The 19,218-nt window shown below is 70.3% G+C and carries 15 protein-coding genes; 4 read left to right on the top strand and 11 right to left on the bottom strand.

All coding sequences use genetic code 11. From position 1 onward, the window contains the following. Positions 1–30: 30 nt before the first annotated feature. The 4 genes from purF to folC all read right to left on the bottom strand — a co-directional run bounded on the left by purF (position 31) and on the right by folC (position 4,731). Positions 31–1,497 carry an amidophosphoribosyltransferase gene (gene purF / locus ABTV91_RS06910; RefSeq protein ID WP_433853833.1) on the bottom strand — a complete coding sequence of 489 codons (1,467 nt, stop codon included), beginning with the start codon at positions 1,495–1,497 and terminating at the stop codon, positions 31–33. A gap of 31 nt (positions 1,498–1,528) precedes the next feature. After that, positions 1,529–2,260 (bottom strand): CvpA family protein, encoded by a 732-nt coding sequence (locus tag ABTV91_RS06905; RefSeq protein WP_433853832.1) that lies wholly within the window; start codon positions 2,258–2,260, stop codon positions 1,529–1,531. 36 nt (positions 2,261–2,296) lie between these two features. Continuing rightward, the gene (locus ABTV91_RS06900) at positions 2,297–3,301 is read right to left on the bottom strand and encodes an SPOR domain-containing protein (protein ID WP_433853831.1); all 1,005 of its coding nucleotides are present in this window, start codon (positions 3,299–3,301) and stop codon (positions 2,297–2,299) included. A 161-nt stretch (positions 3,302–3,462) separates the two neighbouring features. Further along, positions 3,463–4,731 (bottom strand): bifunctional tetrahydrofolate synthase/dihydrofolate synthase, encoded by a 1,269-nt coding sequence (gene folC, locus ABTV91_RS06895; RefSeq protein WP_433853830.1) that lies wholly within the window; start codon positions 4,729–4,731, stop codon positions 3,463–3,465. A 305-nt stretch (positions 4,732–5,036) separates the two neighbouring features. Between folC and ABTV91_RS06890 the strand changes: the two genes are divergently transcribed. Next, complete coding sequence (locus ABTV91_RS06890) at positions 5,037–6,992, top strand: alpha/beta hydrolase family protein (RefSeq protein WP_433853829.1); 1,956 nt, start codon at positions 5,037–5,039, stop codon at positions 6,990–6,992. Positions 6,993–7,170: 178 nt separating this feature from the next. Here the strand turns inward: ABTV91_RS06890 and ABTV91_RS06885 are convergent, their stop codons facing one another. Beyond that, a complete protein-coding gene (locus ABTV91_RS06885; RefSeq protein ID WP_433853828.1) occupies positions 7,171–7,944 on the bottom strand; it encodes a TonB family protein in 774 nt (257 codons plus the stop codon). Then, entirely contained in the window at positions 7,944–8,588 is a 645-nt protein-coding gene (locus ABTV91_RS06880; RefSeq protein ID WP_433853827.1) for a histidine phosphatase family protein, read from the bottom strand. Before ABTV91_RS06880 ends, ABTV91_RS06885 begins: the two co-directional genes overlap by 1 nt. A 304-nt stretch (positions 8,589–8,892) precedes the next feature. Here ABTV91_RS06880 and ABTV91_RS06875 point away from each other — a divergent pair, with 304 nt between their 5' ends. Together ABTV91_RS06875 and ABTV91_RS06870 are read left to right on the top strand one after the other, a co-directional pair. After that, entirely contained in the window at positions 8,893–10,539 is a 1,647-nt protein-coding gene (locus ABTV91_RS06875) for a hypothetical protein (RefSeq protein WP_433853826.1), read from the top strand. Positions 10,540–10,666: 127 nt separating this feature from the next. Continuing rightward, entirely contained in the window at positions 10,667–11,518 is an 852-nt protein-coding gene (locus ABTV91_RS06870; protein ID WP_433853825.1) for a type II toxin-antitoxin system RelE/ParE family toxin, read from the top strand. A gap of 460 nt (positions 11,519–11,978) precedes the next feature. On the opposite strand, the gene ABTV91_RS06865 is transcribed toward ABTV91_RS06870, so the two are convergent. Continuing rightward, positions 11,979–14,144 (bottom strand): S46 family peptidase, encoded by a 2,166-nt coding sequence (locus ABTV91_RS06865; protein ID WP_433853824.1) that lies wholly within the window; start codon positions 14,142–14,144, stop codon positions 11,979–11,981. A gap of 147 nt (positions 14,145–14,291) precedes the next feature. On the opposite strand from ABTV91_RS06865, the gene tdh reads away from it, so the two are divergent. Beyond that, positions 14,292–15,314 carry an L-threonine 3-dehydrogenase gene (tdh, locus tag ABTV91_RS06860; protein ID WP_433854138.1) on the top strand — a complete coding sequence of 341 codons (1,023 nt, stop codon included), beginning with the start codon at positions 14,292–14,294 and terminating at the stop codon, positions 15,312–15,314. A 67-nt stretch (positions 15,315–15,381) separates the two neighbouring features. On the opposite strand, the gene ABTV91_RS06855 is transcribed toward tdh, so the two are convergent. The 4 genes from ABTV91_RS06855 to cysT form a co-directional block, all read right to left on the bottom strand. Further along, positions 15,382–16,080, bottom strand: coding sequence for a TorF family putative porin (locus ABTV91_RS06855; RefSeq protein WP_433853823.1), 699 nt, complete (start codon positions 16,078–16,080; stop codon positions 15,382–15,384). Positions 16,081–16,353: 273 nt separating this feature from the next. Next, positions 16,354–17,400 (bottom strand): sulfate/molybdate ABC transporter ATP-binding protein, encoded by a 1,047-nt coding sequence (locus ABTV91_RS06850; protein WP_433853822.1) that lies wholly within the window; start codon positions 17,398–17,400, stop codon positions 16,354–16,356. Between the two features lie 7 nt (positions 17,401–17,407). Continuing rightward, a complete protein-coding gene (cysW, locus tag ABTV91_RS06845; RefSeq protein WP_433853821.1) occupies positions 17,408–18,367 on the bottom strand; it encodes a sulfate ABC transporter permease subunit CysW in 960 nt (319 codons plus the stop codon). Next, entirely contained in the window at positions 18,364–19,206 is an 843-nt protein-coding gene (cysT, locus tag ABTV91_RS06840) for a sulfate ABC transporter permease subunit CysT (RefSeq protein ID WP_433853820.1), read from the bottom strand. Before cysT ends, cysW begins: the two co-directional genes overlap by 4 nt. Between the last annotated feature and the right edge of the window lie 12 nt (positions 19,207–19,218).

The following is a 19,218-nucleotide window of genomic DNA, read 5'->3' as shown; positions in this document are numbered from 1 at the left end:
AGAGAGGGACTTCAAGTGCGCTTCGCTGCGTCAGGCGCGGCGCTTGTTCTTCGCCTCGTCCGAACGCAGCTGCTGGATGCGCTCGAAATAACCCGGCTCGATGCCGGTGACGTAGTGGCCGTTGAAGCAGGACGAGTCGAACGCCTTCAGCTCCGGGTTGCCCTCGCGCACCGCCGCTTCCAGGTCTTCCAGGTCCTGGTAGACCAGCCAGTCGCAGCCCAGGTGCTTCTCGATGTCCTCGACGCTGCGCTCGTGCGCCACCAGTTCCTCGGCGGCCGGCATGTCGATGCCGTAGATGTTGGGGTGGCGCACCGGCGGCGCGGCGCTGGCCAGGTACACCTTGCGTGCGCCGGCGTCGCGCGCCATCTGCACGATCTGCTGGCTGGTGGTGCCGCGCACGATCGAGTCGTCCACCAGCAGCACCACGCGGTTGCGGAATTCCAGGTGGATCGGGTTGAGCTTGCGGCGCACCGATTTCACGCGCTCGCCCTGCCCCGGCATGATGAAGGTGCGGCCGACGTAGCGGTTCTTGACGAAGCCCTCGCGGTACTTCACGCCGAGCACGTTGGAGATTTCCAGCGCCGCGTCGCGCGAGGTGTCCGGGATCGGAATGATGGTGTCGATGTCGTGGTCGGGCTTGAGCCGCAGGATCTTCTCGCCCAGCTTCTGGCCCATGCGCATGCGCGCCTTGTGCACCGACACGTTGTCGATCATCGAATCCGGGCGCGCGAAGTACACGTACTCGAAGATGCACGGCGTCTGCTGCGTGGTGGTGGCGCAGACCTCGGCGAACAGTTCGCCGCGCTCGGTGATCACCAGCGCTTCGCCCGGGGCGACGTCGCGCACGCGTTCGAAGCCGAGCACGTCCAGCGCCACCGACTCGGAGGCGACGATGTATTCCTCGCCTTCGGCGTGGCTGCGCCGGCCCAGTACCAGCGGGCGGATGCCGTGCGGGTCGCGGAAGGCGACCAGGCCCAGGCCCAGCACCACGCTGACCACCGCGTAGCCGCCCTTGCAGCGGCGGTGCACGCCGGCCACGGCGCGGATCGCCGCTTCCGGGGTGAGCATGCGCTGCGCGTCCAGTTCGTAGGCGAACACGTTCAGCAGCACTTCGCTGTCCGAATCGGTGTTGATGTTGCGGCGGTCGGCCTCGAACACCTGCTGGCGCAGCGCCTCGGTGTTGATCAGGTTGCCGTTGTGCGCCAGGGCGATGCCGTAGGGCGAGTTGACGTAGAACGGCTGCGCCTCGTCCGTGCCTTCCGAACCGGCGGTCGGGTAGCGCACGTGGGCGATGCCGATGCGGCCCTGCAGCAGCGCCATGCGGCGCTCGTCGAACACGTCGCGCACCAGTCCGTTGCCCTTTTCCACGCGCAGGCGGGTGCCGTGCGCGGTGGCGATGCCGGCGGCGTCCTGGCCGCGGTGCTGGAGGACGGTCAGGCCGTCATAGAGCTGCCCGGCGACGTTCTGGTTGCCGACGATTCCGACGATGCCACACATGTTGCGCGATCTCCGCTGGGCCGTGGCCCGGTTAACGTGAAGGAGGCCGTGCCTGGCCCGATGGCCCGGTCCCTGCCGGGCCGGGGTGATCCGGGCGCACCTGCGCCGGATCGGTGTTGGAAGGCCACGCCTTCGCCGGGTCCTGGCGGCTGCCTCCGGTCGCGGCCGGCAGGGCGTCGTCCGCCCCCTCCGGCACCGCTTGCGGCAGTCCGCTGCCCGCTTCATGTTCGCTGAGCGCGGCATTATCGCCTGCCAGCACCGCCTTGCCCAAGTCCAGCAGCGCATGTTCCGGCATGGCTGGCATTTCCGGCAGGCGCGCGCGCAGCCAGTCGGCCGGCGGCCGCAGCCACGAGGCCACCTGCGAACGCCGCCACGCCTCGCCGTCGGCCACCGGGGTGAAGCCCACCACCAGCACCGCCAGCACGGCCAGCAACACGCCGCGCACGAAGCCCAGGCCGAAGCCGAGCAGGCGGTCCGGGCCCTTGAGCAGGAGCGTTGAATCGACCACCCCGCGCAGCAGCATGCCGACCGCCGAAACCGCCAGCAGCACGCCGAAGAAGGCGATGGCATGGCCGGCGGCGTACTGGCCCGGGGTCGGCGCCGCGCCGCCGCTGAGCACCAGCGTGGCGTCATGGCCGAAGCGGAACGCGGCCCAGCCGGCCAGCACCCAGCCCAGCACCCCGAACACCGTGGCCAGCAGGCCGCGCGCCAGCCCGAACAGGGCCGACAGGACGATCAGCCCCAGCAACAGCAGGTCGATCACGGGTGGCGCTGCCGGTGCATCAGGCGGGGGAACGCATCAGGGGTGCGGCCGGACCATGCCGGCGATGCCGATCTTCGCCGCCACCTGCGCCTTGAGCTGCTCGGCATCGGCACGGTTGGCCACCGGCCCGACCCGGACGCGGTTGAGCACGCCGCTGTCGGTGCGCACCTGCTCGACGAAGGCGCTGAAACCGGCCGCGCGCACCTTGTCGCGCAGCGCATTGGCGTCGGCCGGCCGCGCGAACGCGCCCAACTGCACGGCGAAGCCGACGCGGCTGGCCGCCGGCGCGGTGCGGACCGTCGTCGTGGTGCGTTCGGGTGCCGCCGGCCTGGCCGCTTCCGGCTTCGGTGCGGCGGGCCTGGGCTCGGGACGGGTCTCCGCCGCCACCGGCCGGGTCGGCTCGGCCGGCAGGGTTTCGGTACGCACCGGCGACGAGGCCGGGGCGGGAGCCGCCGACGACGCGGGCGCGGGCTGCGCGGCGACCGGCGCCGCCGGCTCCTTGCCGGCGTCCAGCACCACCACCTGCGGGTTCACGTCGCGGCTGGCCTTGCCTGCTTCCAGGCGGATCAGCTCGGCCTGCGCGCGATCGGCATAGGGACCGATGCGCACGCGCCAGACGGCGCGCCCATTGAGCGTGTCGGGCTGGCGGAAACCCGGCAGGTTGGACTTCTTCAGGTGGGCGATCACCGCGTCGGCGTCGGCCTCGGTCGCATAGGCGCCGAAGTTCACCGCGTAATTGCCGGCAGCCGCCGTCGGGGGCAACGCTTCGCCCTCCGCCGTCGTTGCCGGGGAGCTGCCTTCGGCCACGGGCTGCGCGCCCGGCATGCCGGTGGCGCTGCCCGTGGCCGGCGCGTTGGGCGCCACCAGCGGCAGCTCGCGGGTTTCGAACTGGGCGTCGGCCGGCGCGTCGGGCGCGCGCAGCGGCACGTCCTGCACGCCGCTGTCCGGCGCCGGGCCCTTGACCAGCATGGGCAGGAAGATCACGGCCAGCGCCACCAGGACGATGGCGCCAATCAGTCGCTGTTTCAGGGGAGTATCCACGGCAGGGCGTCAGGGCGGTGGGCGGAAGTCCGGCGATTATAGGTGGCGCTGCCGCTGAGCAACGGCGCGGCAGCTGAACGGCGGGAGCGCGTCTTGCGTGCGTGAAGGGATTTTCCCGGCAGGTAGACATCGCGCATCGATGCGCCCGCAGGGTTTTCCGGTCACCGGCGCAGCAGCGGCAGGGCCTCGGCGACGGTGTGGAAGGAGCCGAACACCAGCACGCGGTCGCCGCGACGGGCCTGCTCCAGCGCGCTGGCCAGGGCCTGCCGCACGTCCGCGCAGGCCGCGGCGTTGCCGGCCGCGCTGCCGGCCAGCCGCGCGCGCAGCTGCTCGGCGCTCTGCCCGCGCGCGCCGTCCAGCCCGGCCAGGAACCAGCGGTCGACCCGCGCCTGCAGCGCTGCGACCACGCCCGGCGCATCCTTGTCCGCCAATGCCGCGTACACCGCCAGGGTGCGCCCGGCGGCCGGCCGCGCCTGCAGGGCGGCGCCCAGGGCGGCGGCGGCCTGCGGGTTGTGGCCGACGTCGACCAGCACTTCCACCCCGTTGCGCTCGAAGCGCTGCAGGCGCCCGGCCACCTGTGCCTGCGCCACGCCCTGCGCCCACGCCGCGCGCGGCACCGGGCGGTCCAGCGCGCGCAGCGCGGCGATCGCGGTCGCGGCGTTGGTCCGCTGCACCGGCGCCCACAGCGCCGGCTGCGGCAGGTCGATGCGGAAGGACACGTCGCGCCAGCGCCAGGTGCCGGCGTCGATGGCTTCGGCAAAGAAATCGCTGCCGAAGCGGATCGCATTGGCGCCCAGCACGTAGGCGCGGCGCAGCACGCTGGACGGCGGGTCGATCTCGCCCAGGATCACCGGCTTCCAGCCGCGGATGATGCCGGCCTTCTCCTGGCCGATGGTCTCGCGGTCGCTGCCCAGCCAGTCGGCATGGTCGATGTCCACGGTGGTGATGACCGATACGTCGGCATCGACGAGATTGACCGCGTCCAGGCGCCCGCCCAGCCCTACTTCCAGCACCGCCAGGTCCAGGCCGGCGCGCGCGAACGCCCACAGCGCGCACAGCGTGCCGTATTCGAAATAGGTCAGCGGCGTGTCGCCGCGCGCGTCCTCGACGGCGTTGAAGCCGGCGACCAGCGTGGCGTCGTCCACGTCGGCACCGTCGATGCGCACGCGCTCGTTGTAGGCCAGCAGGTGCGGCGAGGTATAGGCACCCACCGTCCAGCCGGCGGCGCGCGCGATGGCCTCGATGAAGGCCACCGTCGAGCCCTTGCCGTTGGTGCCGCCGACCACGATGCAGCGCCGTGCCGGCCGCTCCAGGCCCATGCGCCCGGCCACCTCGCGCACGCGCTCCAGCCCCATCGCAATGGGCTGCGGATGCTGTCGGTCGATATGGGCGAGCCACTGCTCGAGCGTGGCGGGACGTGCGGAGGACATGCGGGATTCTCGGATGACACGCGCCTGCACGGTGCGGCGGCACGGATGGGCGCACATGATACAGCCGCGCGCGGCGCCCGCCGCCGGTCCAGCCCGAGGCCGCCATCATTCACCCGGCAGCCGTCGCGGCCATGGGCGGGCGCTTCCCCCAGACCATTGGAACGGCAGCTACGGCGGCCCGCCTGGCCGCAAGGCCTGCCCTTCCCGCCCCGCCTTGATGCTCGCGGACTGCCGGGAATTATGTTTGGATTCCAGCGCTCGAAAATCCACAGAAAAGGGGAAATGCAGTGAAGCAACTCCCGCAAGTGAAACGCTTTCAGAAGGGCGCATGGGGCCTGGCCGCGGCCTTGATGCTGCTGTTCTCCGTGGACGCGGCAATGGCGGCCACGGTGCCGATCGAAAATTTCGCGGCGCAGCAGACGTTCGAGAATCCGCGGATTTCCAGCAACGGCTCCTACGTCGCGGTGTCGGCCAATCTGGGAAACGACGAATACGGCATCATGATCTACAGGCTGGCGGACATGTCCAACACCGCCTTCCTCAAGCTGCCCAGGTACGAACTGGCACACGAAATCCACTGGATCAGCGATACCCGCCTCGTCTACGTGAAGGGCGGCAAGCGGGGCGCGCGCGAGCAGCCTTTCAGCTTCGGCGAGATCATCGGACTCGATTACGACGGCAAGAACCACAGCTATATCTTCGGCTACAAGGAATCCCTGCTCGGGGTGGGCGTCCCGGCGGGCTTCGGCGTATTCGAGGGACTGCCGCGCGAAGCCAACGGCAGGTTCTTCATGAGCCGCGCGTCGCCCGAGAACAGCCTGCCCGCCACGCTGATGTACGAGGTGGACGCGAGCAGCGCCCGCAACGTCAAGAGCCGGCTTGTCGCCGACATCGGCGAACGCGGCATGGGTTTCGTGCTGGATGCGTCCGGCGTGCCGCGCTTCGCTTACGGCACGGACAAGGACGAGAACCAGCTGCTGTACGTGGCCGACGCGGAAGGCCGGAACTGGCGCGCACTGGCTTCGGCCACCGTTGGCGGTACGTTCCGGCCCATCGCCATCACGCCGGACAACCAGCATGTCATCGGCTATCACGCTGCCGGCAATGGGCCTTCGTCGCTGGTGAAGGCCGATCTTTCGCTCGCCAACCGGCAGGTGCTGGTGGAGGACGGCTTCAACAGCGTCGGCGAAGTGGTATGGGACCGCCAATGGCAGCCCCTGGCGGCTGAAATAAAGGGCGGCCAACCCCGCGTGGTCTATATCGACCCGGCCAATCCCGACGCGAAGCTGCACGCCGAACTGCGCAAGGGTTTCCCCGGCCAGAACGTGCGTTTCGCCGACCACAGCGCGGACGGCAACCTGTCGCTGATCGCCATCGAAAGCGACCGTAATCCGGGCGAGTGGGCGGTGATGGACCGCAGGAAGGATTCCCTGGCGCGCCTGCTGCAACGGAATGCCGCGATCGATCCGGCGCAGATGGGACCACGCCACTACTTCCGCTTCACCGCCAGCGATGGAACGGAACTGGACGGATACGCGACCCTGCCCGCAGGCGCGCAGCCTTCCAGGCTGCCCATGGTGCTGCTGCCGCATGGGGGCCCGCATTACGTCACCGACACATGGAATTTCGACACCGACGCGCAGTTCCTGGCATCGCGCGGCTATCTGGTACTGCAGGTCAACTATCGTGGCTCCGGCGGCCGTGGCTATGCCTTCCAGGAATCCGGTTACCGCAGATGGAATACGCGCATCCAGGACGATCTCATCGATGGCATGCGCTGGGCGGTGGAAAAGGGCTATGCCGATCCGCAGCGCATCTGCGTCTATGGCTCGAGCTTCGGCGGCTACTCGGCGATGATGCTGGCGGCCAAGGCACCGGAGCTGGTCAAGTGCGCGGCAGGCCTCGCCGGCCTCTATGACCTGCGCGCGATGGCCAACAAGAGCGATACCTCGCGCAGCTACTACGGCCGCGCTGCGATCGAACGTTTCGTCGGACAGGACGACGGCGCGCTGCTGGCCAGTTCGCCACTGGCGCTGGCGACCCGCATCCGGCAACCCGTGCTCCTGGCGCACGGCGACAAGGATGAGCGCACTCCGATCGCGCAGGCCGAGGCGATGAGGAGAGCGCTGGAAAAGGCAGGCAACAAGCCGATCTGGATGGCGGTCGCCAGGGAGGGCCACGGCTTCTACAACGAGAAGAACGTGGTCGAGTTCTACAGGCAGCTGGAATCGTTCCTCGCGGAGAACATCGGCACCGACTGACGAGGCGGGAACCCAACTGCCCGGCGGAGCGGCGCCCGTGCCGCCGCAGCCGCCGGGCCGTCCGCCGTCCCTATGCAGGGGCGACTTCAGTCGCGGTGAGTCCGTACCGGAAAGTCCCCATCGCGACTGAAGTCGCTCCTGCAGGCGTTTCGAAGATGCGGGTGGACCGCGAAGACGCCTACGGCTGCGCGGGGACGTCGGCGACCGGCTGCTGCGGTCCGCGCGCGGCGCGCAGTTCCGCCAGTGCCTGGCGGCAGGCGTCCAGGTCGTTGCCGCACAGCACGCTGGTGACCACGAAGCGCCGCCGGCCGTCGCTGACCAGGCGGTTGCGCACCATCATCGGGCCGTCGAGCTGGAACAGGCTCAGGCCTTCCTCGTCGCGCAGCCAGAAGTTGGCCTGCCGGCCGTAGCGGCGGAACAGCGCCAGCGGGCCGATCGCGGCGATGGCCTCGGGAATCTGCAGGAAACCGATCGGATACGGGTCGGCGATGTAACCAGGCAGCGCACCGTCGCCATCCGGCGCGGGCATCGGCACGCGGCCGCTGCTGCGTTCCTCGAAGAACGGATCGTGCGGCCGCCAGCGCTCCTGTACCGCCAGCGCCTCGGGCAGAGGTTCGAACGCGAACGGCAGCCGGTAGCGCGGCTGGCCGCGGTATTCCGGCGGCACGGTCCAGGCGCGGGCCGCCGCCAGCGCCGCCGCGTCCAGCGCCGCCAAGCCGGAGGCCTGCTCGACGCGCGCTGCCGTCACCCGCCCGCAGGCGTCGGTATCGATGATCACGTTGATCGTGTAGCCGAGCAGCCGCCACAGTTCGGACGGCGGATAGTGCGGCGCGCGGTTGTCCTGCACGGAAAAAGGCGGGCAGCCATCGGCCGGCTGCGCCATCGCCGGCAACGGCGACAGCGCCAGCAGCGCGGCGGACAGCCAGCGCGCGCCTGTCCGTGGCAGCGCCATCAGAGCGCCCGGTGCTTGGCCTCGCCGAAGAACGGGGTGTGGTGCGCGCAGTCGTTCAGGCGCACCACTTCCAGGCTTTCCACGTCCGGTCCTTCGAGCAGGTTCAGCGTGGTCGGCGCCTGGCGGAAGGTCCACAGCTTGCCGATCGGCAGGCCCAGCACCCTGCACAGGATCACGCGGTTGACCGCATCGTGCGCGACCACCAGCAGGGTGTCGTCCGCGCCCAGCCCTTCGGCGGCGCGGGCCAGGCCGCGCCAGCTGCGGTCCAGCACCTGCCGCAGCGATTCGCCGCCGGGCATCAGCACGGTATCGGGCTCCTCGCGCCAGGCGCGCAGGCGCGCGGGGTCCTTGTCGTTGATCTCGCTGGCGAGCAGGCCTTCCCATTCGCCATGGGCGATTTCCTGCAGGTCCGCATCGGTCTGCAGCATCGACTCGCGGGCGCTGCCCAGCGCGGCGCGGGCGGTGCTCTGCGCGCGCGACAACGGCGAAGCCACCGCACGGGTGATGTCCAGCGAATGCAGGCGTTCGCCCAGCGCCCTGGCCTGCGCCTCGCCCACCGGCGAGAGGGGAATGTCGATCTGGCCCTGGTAGCGGCCTTCGGCGTTCCACGGCGTTTCGCCGTGGCGGGCAAGCAGGATGCGCATGCAGTTGGGAGCTCGTGGCGGGGGCCCGCATCATAGCCTGTCGCCGCCGCGGTGCAGGGCACGGTTGCCCGCGTTACGAATCCGCGCGCCGGCGGCGACATGGAGACAGGGACGCCGGGAGGTGAGCGGCAGCGATGCCGTTCCGCGGAAGCGGCGACGCATGCGCGCGCTCCTTCGGCGTCCCCGGCATCGGGGCCTGCCGTATCGGCAGCCGCGCGCAGGGCATGGGCGCATGCCCTGCGCACCATGCAGGGCACGCATCGGCGGCGGCCCCTGCCGCGTGGCGCCTGCTAGCATGCCGCGCATGAAAAACACGACCGATACGCTGCGCCGCGCGGCCGCATGGCTGGCAGCGGCCGCGTTCCTGCTGCCCGCGCTGGTGGTGATGCTGCGCGCGCCCAAGGTGCCGTATGCCGATCAATGGCGCTTCCAGGCGCATCTGCTGTCCACGCCGTTCCCGCAGAGCGTGGTCAACGCCGACAACGGCCACCACGAGCTGCTGCCCAGCCTGGTGCGGCTGGCCGAACTGCACTGGCTGCATGGCGGCCAGTGGCTGCAGATCGGCATCGGCATCGTATTGCTGCTGGCCACGCTGGCGCTGGGCTGGCGGCAGCTGGCCGCACTGCCGGCATCGCAACGCCACGCCGCGTGGCTGGCGCTGCTGCTGGGACTGTGCTGGCTGGGCAACCAGCGCGCGCTCGGGCACGGCAACGAAACCGTGCATGCCTACAGCGTGACCGCGCTGCTGCTCGCAGGGCTCCAGGTGCTCGGCCAGCGGCTGCGGCCGGGCCCGGGCGCGGCGGGCATCGCCGCGCTGTGCGGCCTGGCCGCGGCATTCTCCTTCGGCAGCGGCATCGCGACGTTCGCGGCCTTCTTCCCGATGCTGTGGCTCACCCGCGCGCGGCCGGCGGCATGGGCCACGCTGTCCCTTGGACTGGTGCTCACGCTGGCGGCGCTGCAGCTGACCGGCGACAGCGCCGGCGCGCTCGCGTTCGCGCCGCTGTCCTGGATCTCGTCCTGGCTGCGCTGGCTGGCCGGCCCCTGGATCCATGCCGCATGGCCGGTGCTGGACCCGGCGCTGGCCGAACGCCTGCCGCCTGCGCTGGGCGCGTTGCTGGCGCCCGTCGCATCGGCCTACGAAGGCCGTTTCGGGCCGGTGATGCTGGCCTGGTTCCCGCACATTCCCATCGCGCTGGCGGGCCTGGCCGCGCTGGCATGGCTGCTGCTGAAGGCATGGCTGGCCCCGCACACGCCGTCGGCGCCAGCGCAGCGGCTGGGCATCGGCATCGCCCTGTTCGCCGCGGCCACCGGCGCCCTGGTGGCGGTGGTGCGGGATGCGTATTTCCAGACCTATCCGGACCAGTTGCTGGCGCCCCGCTACCTGGTGTGGTCCAGCCTGTTCTGGGCCGGCCTGCTGCTGGCGGCGACGGCGCGCGCGTCGTCGCCGCGGCGCGCGCTGTCGCTGGTCCTGGCCGTTGCCGTGGTGCTGCTGCCCAGCCAGCTGTGGACGGCCAGACTGGCCGGAAGCATGCGCCAGGTGGCCGCGCATATCGCCGCGGCCGCCGCTGTCGGCGTGGTGGATCGCGCAGCGCCGCGGGGAGAGAACGTGCCCGCCGAGATCGCCACCGCCCTGCCGTTGCAGCGGCAGGCGCAGGTCGAGATGTTCGCCTGGCCGCAGGCGCGCTGGCTCGGCCGCACCCCGCCGTCGCAACCGCTGGCCATACGCGACCTGCAGGTCGAAGCCGTGGACAACCTGCTGGAAACACCGGCAAGGCGCGTGCAATTCGCCACCGGTGCAGCCGGCGGCGATGCGCGCCTGCTGCTGGTCGACGCCGACGGCGTGGCCCGTGGACTGGCGGTGCCCGACGCGGGCGCGGGACCGGACCGCTGGATCGGCTGGATGGAGGGCGGCGACACCACGCCGCCGCAGGCGATGCGCATGCCCGAATGAACGCAACGCGCCGATGCCGCCCGCGACGGGCGTGGCGGCCGACGCCAGGCGTTACCATGGCCGCCCCATCGGCCGCATGGCATGACGCCCACATGAGGGCCAGCACTTCTTCCGCCCGCATCGTGGCATGAGCAGCGACCCGGTTTCCGCCCCTTCCACCCGCCGGCCCTGGAACGAACGCCTGCAGCCGTGGGCGGCCGCCGTCCTGAGCGCGCTGCTGCACCTGCTGGTGCTGCTGCTCCTGCTGCACTCCACGCCGCCGGTGGTGACCACGCCGCAGGGAACGTCCGGCGGCGGCCGGGTCAAGGTGGATTTCGTCGGCGAAGCGCCGCCTTCGCCGCCCACCGCGCGCCAGCCGCCGGGGCCGAAGCCGGTGAACGAGCGCAAGCGGCCTTCCAGACCGGCGGCGCGCCGGCAGGCCGATGCACGCAAGCCGGTACCGGAGGCCAGGTACATCGAGCCCCCCGCCGAACCGGAACAGCAGCAGGACAGGAGCGATGCGCCGCCCGCGGCCGAGTCGGCGCAGGCCGCGGCCACCAGCCCGCCGGAAAGCGTGCAGCGCCGGCCGCAGACCTGGACCGGGCGCCCGCCGGGCTGGCAGCCGAAGGAAACCGCGCCCGACGACGGACGCTCCTCCGGCCCGGTCAACCGCAACGGCCATCGCAACGACGCGGCCGCGGGCGAGCCGGCCATGGAAGTGGGCGGCTACCAGATCATCTACGACCTGCTCGCCGAGACGCGGCTGCGCACCTGGATGGAACAGGGCATGAAGGAACTGTCCATTCCGCTGCCGGGCACCAGCTACCTGATGGTCTGCCCGGCGGAGGTCGCGCTCAGGCGCGGCTCCAGCAAGTGCCGCCTGCTCGCGCCCGACGCGCCGGAACTGCGCTCCATCGGCGACGCGCGCGACGTGGTCACGGTGATGTATGTCTACCGGCGCGGCGAACTGGTCTGGCGCGGGCCGGGCCCGTACCGCTGACGCGGCCGCGTTTCAGCGCGCTCCCGCAGCACACTCGTAGGTGCGGGAGCGCTCCGCATGATCGCCGTGGAAGTCCCGTATGGGGCGAGTCCTACACCTGCGCGTCGCCGGGGATTGCATGCTCCGTTGCAGAGAAGGCGCCGACATCTCTGGGTGGGCATCCCACAACACACTCGTAGATGCGGGGCTCGCCCCGCATGTCCGCCGTGGAAGGTCCGTGTGGGACAAGCGCCACGCCTGCGCGTCGCCAAGGGATTGCATGCTCTGTTGCAGAAAAGGCGCCGGACTGAGCGGGAATCCCGCGACACCCCCCGTATGTCCACCATGAGAAAGCCGGTGTGGAGCGAGCCCCGTGCCTACGGGGCCGTCGGCGGACCGAAGGCATGCCGCCACGGATGGCGGCAACAAAAAACCCCGGACGTTTTCCCGTCCGGGGTTTTCGATCAAACCGGAGCGCGGCTTACTTCGACGCGGCTTCCATTTCCTTCAGCAGCTGCGGCGCCGGCGCCACTTCCTGCATGATCCAGCGCATGTAGCGCTGGTCCACCGAGATCATGCGGGTCATCACCGGGTCGAACACCCAGTTGCTGGCCACCGACTCCCAGATGCCATCGAACGCCAGGCCGACCAGGCGGCCGTGCGCGTCCAGCACCGGCGAGCCGGAATTGCCGCCGGTGATGTCCAGGTCGGACAGGAAGTCCACCGGCACGCTGCCGAGGCGCTTGTCTTCCAGGCCGCCGTAGCGCTTGGCCTTGACCGCGTCGAGCAGCGCCTTCGGCGAATCGAACGGGTCGACGCCGGTCTCCTTGGCGGCGACGCCTTCGATGGTGGTGAACGGCTGCTGCACCTTGCCGTCCAGGCCGGTGTAGCCCTTCACGTTGCCGAAGGTGATGCGCAGGGACAGGTTGGCGTCCGGGTAGACGAACTCGCCCTTGCTCTGCTTGTAGTCGGCGATGGCCTGCAGGAACAGCGGGCGCGCCACCAGTTCCTCGCCGCGCTTGACCTTGTTCTGGTGCTCGATCTGCAGCAGCGCCGGCATCACCGCCACCGCGTACTGGATGGCCGGGTCGGTGCTGGCCTCGAACGCGGCCCTGTCGGCGTTGAACCACTTCATGCGCTCGGCCAGGTCGCCCAGCCGCGAGCCGTCCAGGCGCGCCAGCGCGGCGTCCACGGCCGCGGCGTCGCTGCCCCCCAGCCAGGTGTCGAACGCCGGCACGCGCTGGCCGGCGGGCAGCGCGACATAACGCTGCAGCCAGTACTGCTGGAACTGCCGGTCCATGGCCGCCACGTAGCGGCGGTCCATCTGCTTCAGGCCGCCTTCGATGGCCGGCAGGTCGCGTTCCTGGTAGCCGTCCTCGCGCTGCGCGTCGGGCTTGGCCTTCTCGAGCGCCAGGCGGTACAGGCGCACCGCGGTGCCCAGCGTGCCGGTGCGGTTGAACATGCCCAGGGTGATGTCGCGCTGCTGGGTGCTGCGCGCCTGGGTGCCCAGCGCCTGCAGCTGCGCGTAGGCATCCAGCGCCGGCTTGCCCTTGGCGCCCTGCCCGCGCAGCCATTCCAGCACCGCGGCTTCTTCCTTCTGCTTCTGCGCCAGCACGTTGTTGCGCTTGAAGCCGTCCAGCTGGCCGTCGTAGTTCTTGCTGGTGTTGTTCCAGCTGGCCATGGTGGCGGCGTACTTCACCGCGATGTCCTTGTTGTCCCTGCTGGCCGCCTCGACCAGCGCGATCTGGTCCTTGTAGGCCTTGGCGATGGTCGGGTACGTCCAGCCGGCGGTGTTCTCGAACTCGCTGACCAGCGCGTAGCGGTCGGTGCGGCCCGGGTAGCCGGCCACCATCACGAAATCGCCCTCGCCCAGCGGCTGGTCGGCCAGCTTCAGCCAGTGCTTCGGCTGGTACGGCACGTTGTCGGCCGAGAACGCGGCCGGCTTGCCATCCTTGCCGACGTAGGCGCGGTAGAACGAGAAATCGCCGGTGTGGCGCGGCCACATCCAGTTGTCGACGTCGCCGCCGAACTTGCCGACGCTGCCCGGGGGCGCGTACGCCAGGCGCACGTCCTTGATTTCCAGGTTCTTGAACAGGCGATAGGTGTTGCCGCCGGAGAAGCTGTACAGCGTGCAGCTGTAGCTGTCGTCGGCCTCGCACTCGGCCACCAGCTTCTTCTCCAGCGCCTCCAGCGCCTCGGTGCGCTTGAGCGGGTCGTTGCCGGCGGCGGCGATGGCGGCCTTGGCCTGCTGGGTGACATCGGTGATGTCGTCGAGCACGTAGATGCGCGCGTTCGGGCCGGCGCTCAGTTCATCCTTGAAGCTGGCCGCGCTGAAGCCGTCCTTGATCAGGTTCTTCTCGGCGGTGGAATTGAGCTGGATGGCGCCATAGGCGCAGTGGTGGTTGGTCGCCACCAGGCCCTGCGGCGAGACGAAGCTGGCGGTGCAGCCGCCCAGCGCCACCACCGCGCCCATCGGGTCGCCGGTCAGGTTGCTCAGCTGCAGCGGGTCCAGTTTCAGCCCGGCCTTCATCAGCGGCCCGGCGATCTGCGGCAGCTGCTGCGGCACCCACATGCCCTCGGCGGCGGCGGCCGCCTGCGCCAGGCCGAGCCCGGCCACCACGGAAAAAGCGAGAAGATTCAGACGCATGAAGCGGGTCCCCGGAAAATGGAAGCCCCGATTGTAGCGGGTGAAACCGTTGCCGTAGCCATGCCCGCCGGTACGGGCGGTTACGGCCGAAAGCATATAATCGGCGCTCTTTTCCCACTGCGGTTTCCGGCAATGACACAGAACACGATGCGCGCGCTGGTCAAGCGCGAGGCGACCAAGGGCATCTGGATGGAAGAGGTGCCGGTGCCGGTGCCCGGTCCGAACGAGGTGCTGATCAAGCTGGAGAAGACCGCCATCTGCGGCACCGACCTGCACATCTACCTGTGGGACGAGTGGAGCCAGCGCACCATCAAGCCGGGCCTGACCATCGGCCACGAGTTCGTCGGCCGCATCGCCGCGCTCGGCTCGGCGGTGACCGGCTATGAAATCGGCCAGCGCGTGTCCGCCGAAGGCCACATCGTCTGCGGCCACTGCCGCAACTGCCGCGGCGGCCGCCCGCACCTGTGCCCGAACACCGTGGGCATCGGCGTCAACGTCAACGGCGCCTTCGCCGAATACATGGTGATGCCGGCCAGCAACCTGTGGCCGATCCCGGACCAGATCCCGTCCGAACTGGCCGCGTTCTTCGACCCGTACGGCAACGCCGCGCACTGCGCGCTGGAATTCGATGTCATCGGCGAGGACGTGCTGATCACCGGCGCCGGCCCGATCGGCATCATCGCCGCCGGCATCTGCAAGCACATCGGCGCGCGCAACGTGGTGGTCACCGACGTCAACGATTTCCGCCTGAAGCTGGCCGCCGACATGGGTGCCACGCGCGTGGTCAACGTCGCCAACCAGTCGCTGAAGGACGTGATGGCCGACCTGCACATGGAAGGCTTCGACGTGGGCCTGGAGATGAGCGGCAACCCGCGCGCCTTCAACGACATGCTCGACTGCATGTACCACGGCGGCAAGATCGCCATGCTCGGCATCATGCCCAAGGGTGCCGGCTGCGACTGGGACAAGATCATCTTCAAGGGCCTGACCGTGCAGGGCATTTACGGCCGCAAGATGTACGAGACCTGGTACAAGATGACCCAGCTGGTGCTGTCCGGCTTCCCGCTCGGCAAGGTGCTCACCCACCAGCTGCCGGTGGACCGCTTCCAGGAAGGTTTCGACCTGATGGAACAGGGCAAGGCCGGCAAGGTCGTGCTGAGCTGGAACTGAGGCCGGTTGGTCCTCGAAAAAAAGGCGCCTGACGGCGCCTTTTTCGTTCATCGCATCAGCGCAGCGCTCAGCGCGCGATCTTCACCGCCAGCACGAGGCGGTCGTCGGCCAGCTGGCCGAAGTTGTCGCGGCCCTTGCCGTCGGTGCCGTAGTAGCCCAGCGACACCTCGGCGATGCCGAAGCTGCGGCCGATGCCCACGCCCCAGTCCGTGTAATCCTGGGCCACGTCGCTGTCGTTGAACACGCTGCGGCCGACGTTGGCCGACAGGGTGAAGTCCTTCGGCAGGCCCCAGTCGCCGCCCACGCCGTAGTACCAGCCGGTGGTGCCGCTGCCCCACACGTCGTTGGTGTAGCTGACGTTGACCTTCCAGGTCTCGGCCAGGGTGGTGGTGGTGACCAGCTCGTTGTAGGCCATCTCGCTGGCACCCGGGTAGGTGTAGCGGTTGAGCAGGACGTCGACATTCACCTTGTCGCTGACATCGAAGCCGTAGCCGACGAAGTAGTCCACCTCGATGTCCGGGCTGTCCTGGCCGAAGTCCACGCCCGAGGCGAAGCCGCCGACATACAGGCCGCTGGCCGAGGTCCAGGTGACGGTGCCCTGCACGGTCGGCTTCTCGTCGGTCTGCGACGCGCCGCGGAACAGGTAGTCCGAAACCGCGCTGACTTCCCAGCTGACGGGCGATGCGGCGTCTTCGGCGCAGGCGGCGAACGGAACGGAAAGCAGGGCAGCACAGGCAACGGCGGCAAGGCGCTTGCAGGGGATCATGTGGGTCTCCGGGAAATGGGATGCCGGCGCCGCCATGGCGCAGGATTCACAAATTCTTAACCAGATTGACCGGCAACGCCAGCGTTCCACCGGTACGGGCGGACCCGCCGGTGATGCCGGCGCCCGGTCGCCTGACATCGTCGGCCACTGGATTACCGGGGCGGACACGCGCCCGCCCCGGTGAACGCGTACGGTTACCGGACGGGTCCAACGCACCTCCGGGCGCGCGGAAGTCGCCCGGACTGCGCGGTCCGGAACGCCGCGCTGCCGCCGCTAGCTGGCAAGGGATGCCGGAAACACCCCATGGCGCCGCGCCGCCAGCGCCACGACCTGCCCCGCCGTGTAGGACGGCGCGTCGGGCGGAAGCTCGACTTCCACGTCCACGGCAGCGCCGCGCAGGCGCGCGCGCAACCGCGCCCGCGCGCCGCTGCGCTGCACCGACAGCACGGTGCCCACCCAGTCGCCGGCATCGCCGACGCGCATGTCTTCCGGGCGCACGTAGACATCCAGCGCGGCCGCGTCCGGCAGCCCCGCCGGCCGCGACCAGCGCGCGCCGGCCACGTCCAGCGCGTCGCCGTCGGCCCGCGCCGGCAGGCGGTTGGCCTCGCCGACGAAGCCGTAGACGAACGGCGACGCCGGCCGGTCGTAGATCTCGCCCGGGCTGCCGACCTGCTCGATGCGGCCGCGGTTGAGGATCGCCACGCGGTCGGCCAGTTCCAGCGCCTCTTCCTGGTCGTGGGTGACGAACACCGTGGTCAGGCCGGTGCGGTCGTGCAGTTCGCGCAGCCAGCGGCGCAGGTCGCGGCGCACCTGCGCGTCCAGCGCGCCGAACGGTTCGTCCAGCAGCAGCACGCGCGGCTCGATGGCCAGCGCGCGCGCCAGCGCCACGCGCTGGCGCTGGCCGCCGGAAAGCTGCGTCGGGTAGCGCCCGCCCAGGCCGTCGAGCTGCACCAGCGCCAGCAGTTCCTCCACGCGCGCGTCGATGCGCGCCTTCGGCCAGCGCTGCGCGCCGCGCCGCACTTCCAGGCCGAAGGCGATGTTGGCGCGCACGTCCATGTGCCGGAACAGCGCGTAGTGCTGGAACACGAAACCGGCGCGGCGCGCCTGCACGCTCAGCGCGGTGGCGTCCTCGCCGTCGAACAGGATGCGTCCGTGTTCGGGCTGCTCCAGCCCGGCGAGCGCGCGCAGCAGGGTGGTCTTGCCCGACCCCGACGGCCCGAGCAGGGCCAGCAGCTCGCCGCTGCGGATGTCCAGGCTGACGCCGTCGAGCGCGGGAAACGCGCCGAAGCGCTTGCCCAGTTGTTGGATGCGGATGTTCATCGTCACCTCAGCGGTGGTGCGCGGCGGCCAGCGACTGACCGTGCCGCCATTCCAGGAAAGTCTTCAGCACCAGCGTCAGCAGCGCGGTGCCGGCCAGCAGCGAGGCGCAGGCGAACGCCGCGCTCCAGGTATGCGCGGACGGCTCGTTGTAGAGGATCTCCACGTGCAGCGGCAGCGTGTTGGTGCGCCCGCGTATGTGCCCGGACACCACCGACACCGCGCCGAACTCGCCCATCGCCCGCGCACTGCACAGCAGCACGCCGTACAGCAGGCCCCAGCGGATGTTGGGCAGGGTCACCTTCCAGAACATCTGCCAGGCGTTGGCGCCCAGGGTCAGCGCCGCCAGTTCCTCGTCGCTGCCCTGCTGCTCCATCAGCGGCATCAGTTCGCGGGCGATGAACGGGAAGGTGACGAAGGTGGTGGCCAGCACGATACCGGGGATCGCGAACACGATGCGCGGCAGCTGCAGCAGCACCTCGCCAGCCACCGGCAGGTGCAGGCGCACGCCCTCCTCGATCAGCGGCCACAGCCAGCCGTCGCGGCCGAACAGCAGGATGAACACCAGCCCGGCGACCACCGGCGACACCGAGAACGGCAGGTCGATCAGGGTCACCAGCCAGCGCTTGCCGGGGAAGCGGTGCTTGCTCACCACCCACGCCGCGGCGATGCCGAACACCAGGTTGAGCGGGATGACGATGGCGGTGACCAGCAGGGTCAGGCGCACCGCCGCCAGCGCGTCCGGATCGCTCACCGCGCTCCAGAACGCCTGCGCGCCACCGCGCAGCGCCTCGACGAACACCAGCAGCAGCGGCAGCAGCAGGAACGAAAGCAGGAAACCCAGCGCGCCGAGAATCAACAACGCACGCACCCAGCGCGGCTCGGTGGTCACGCTGGCCACGCGCGCGGCGGCACGGCGGCCGGCCGGCGCGGCGATCGCCACGGGCAGTCCGGATACCATCTCGGTCATCGCGCGCCCCTGCGTTGCAGCCGTGCCTGCAGGCTGTTGACCAGCAGCAGCACCAGGAAGGACAGCAGCAGCATCGCCGCGGCGATGGCGGTGGCGCCGGCATAGTCGAACTCGTCCAGGCGGATGGTGATCAGCAGCGGCGCGATCTCGGTGGCGAACGGCAGGTTGCCGGCGATGAAGATCACCGAGCCGTACTCGCCCACCCCGCGCGCGAACGCCAGCGCGAAACCGGTCAGCATCGCCGGCCACAACGCCGGCACCACCACGCGCACGATGGTCTGCCAGCGGCTGGCACCCAGCGTCGCCGCCGCTTCCTCGAGCTCGCGCTCGGCTTCGGCCAGCACCGGCTGCACGATGCGCACCACGAACGGCAGGCCGACGAACACCAGCGCGACCACGATGCCCACGGGCGTGTAGGCGACTTTCAGGCCCAGCGGTTCGAGCCAGCGCCCGACCCAGCCCTGCCCGCCGTACAGCGCGGTGAGCGCAATGCCGGCCACCGCGGTGGGCAGGGCGAACGGCAGGTCGATCATCGCGTCGAACAGGCGCCGGCCCGGAAAGCGATAGCGCACGAACACCCACGCCACCCAGGTGCCCATCAGCGTGTTGAACGCCGCCGCGGCGAAGGCGGTGCCGAAGCTCAGCCGCAGCGCCGACAGCACGCGCGGTTCGCTCCATATGCGCCAGATGCCGTCCACGCCCAGCCCGGCCGCGCGCAGGAACACGCCGGCCAGCGGGATCAGCACGATCAGCCCCAGCCAGAACACGGTGATGCCCATGCCGACGCCGAAGCCGGGCAGCACCCGGCGTTGGCGCCGCGCACGCGGCAGGGATTGCACGCCTGCGCCCAC

It is taken from the genome of Stenotrophomonas nitritireducens (assembly GCF_050984405.1).
GTDB lineage: Bacteria > Pseudomonadota > Gammaproteobacteria > Xanthomonadales > Xanthomonadaceae > Stenotrophomonas > Stenotrophomonas nitritireducens_B.
Note: the sequence above shows the minus strand (reverse complement) of the source record. Positions and strands in the feature narration are given on the sequence as shown.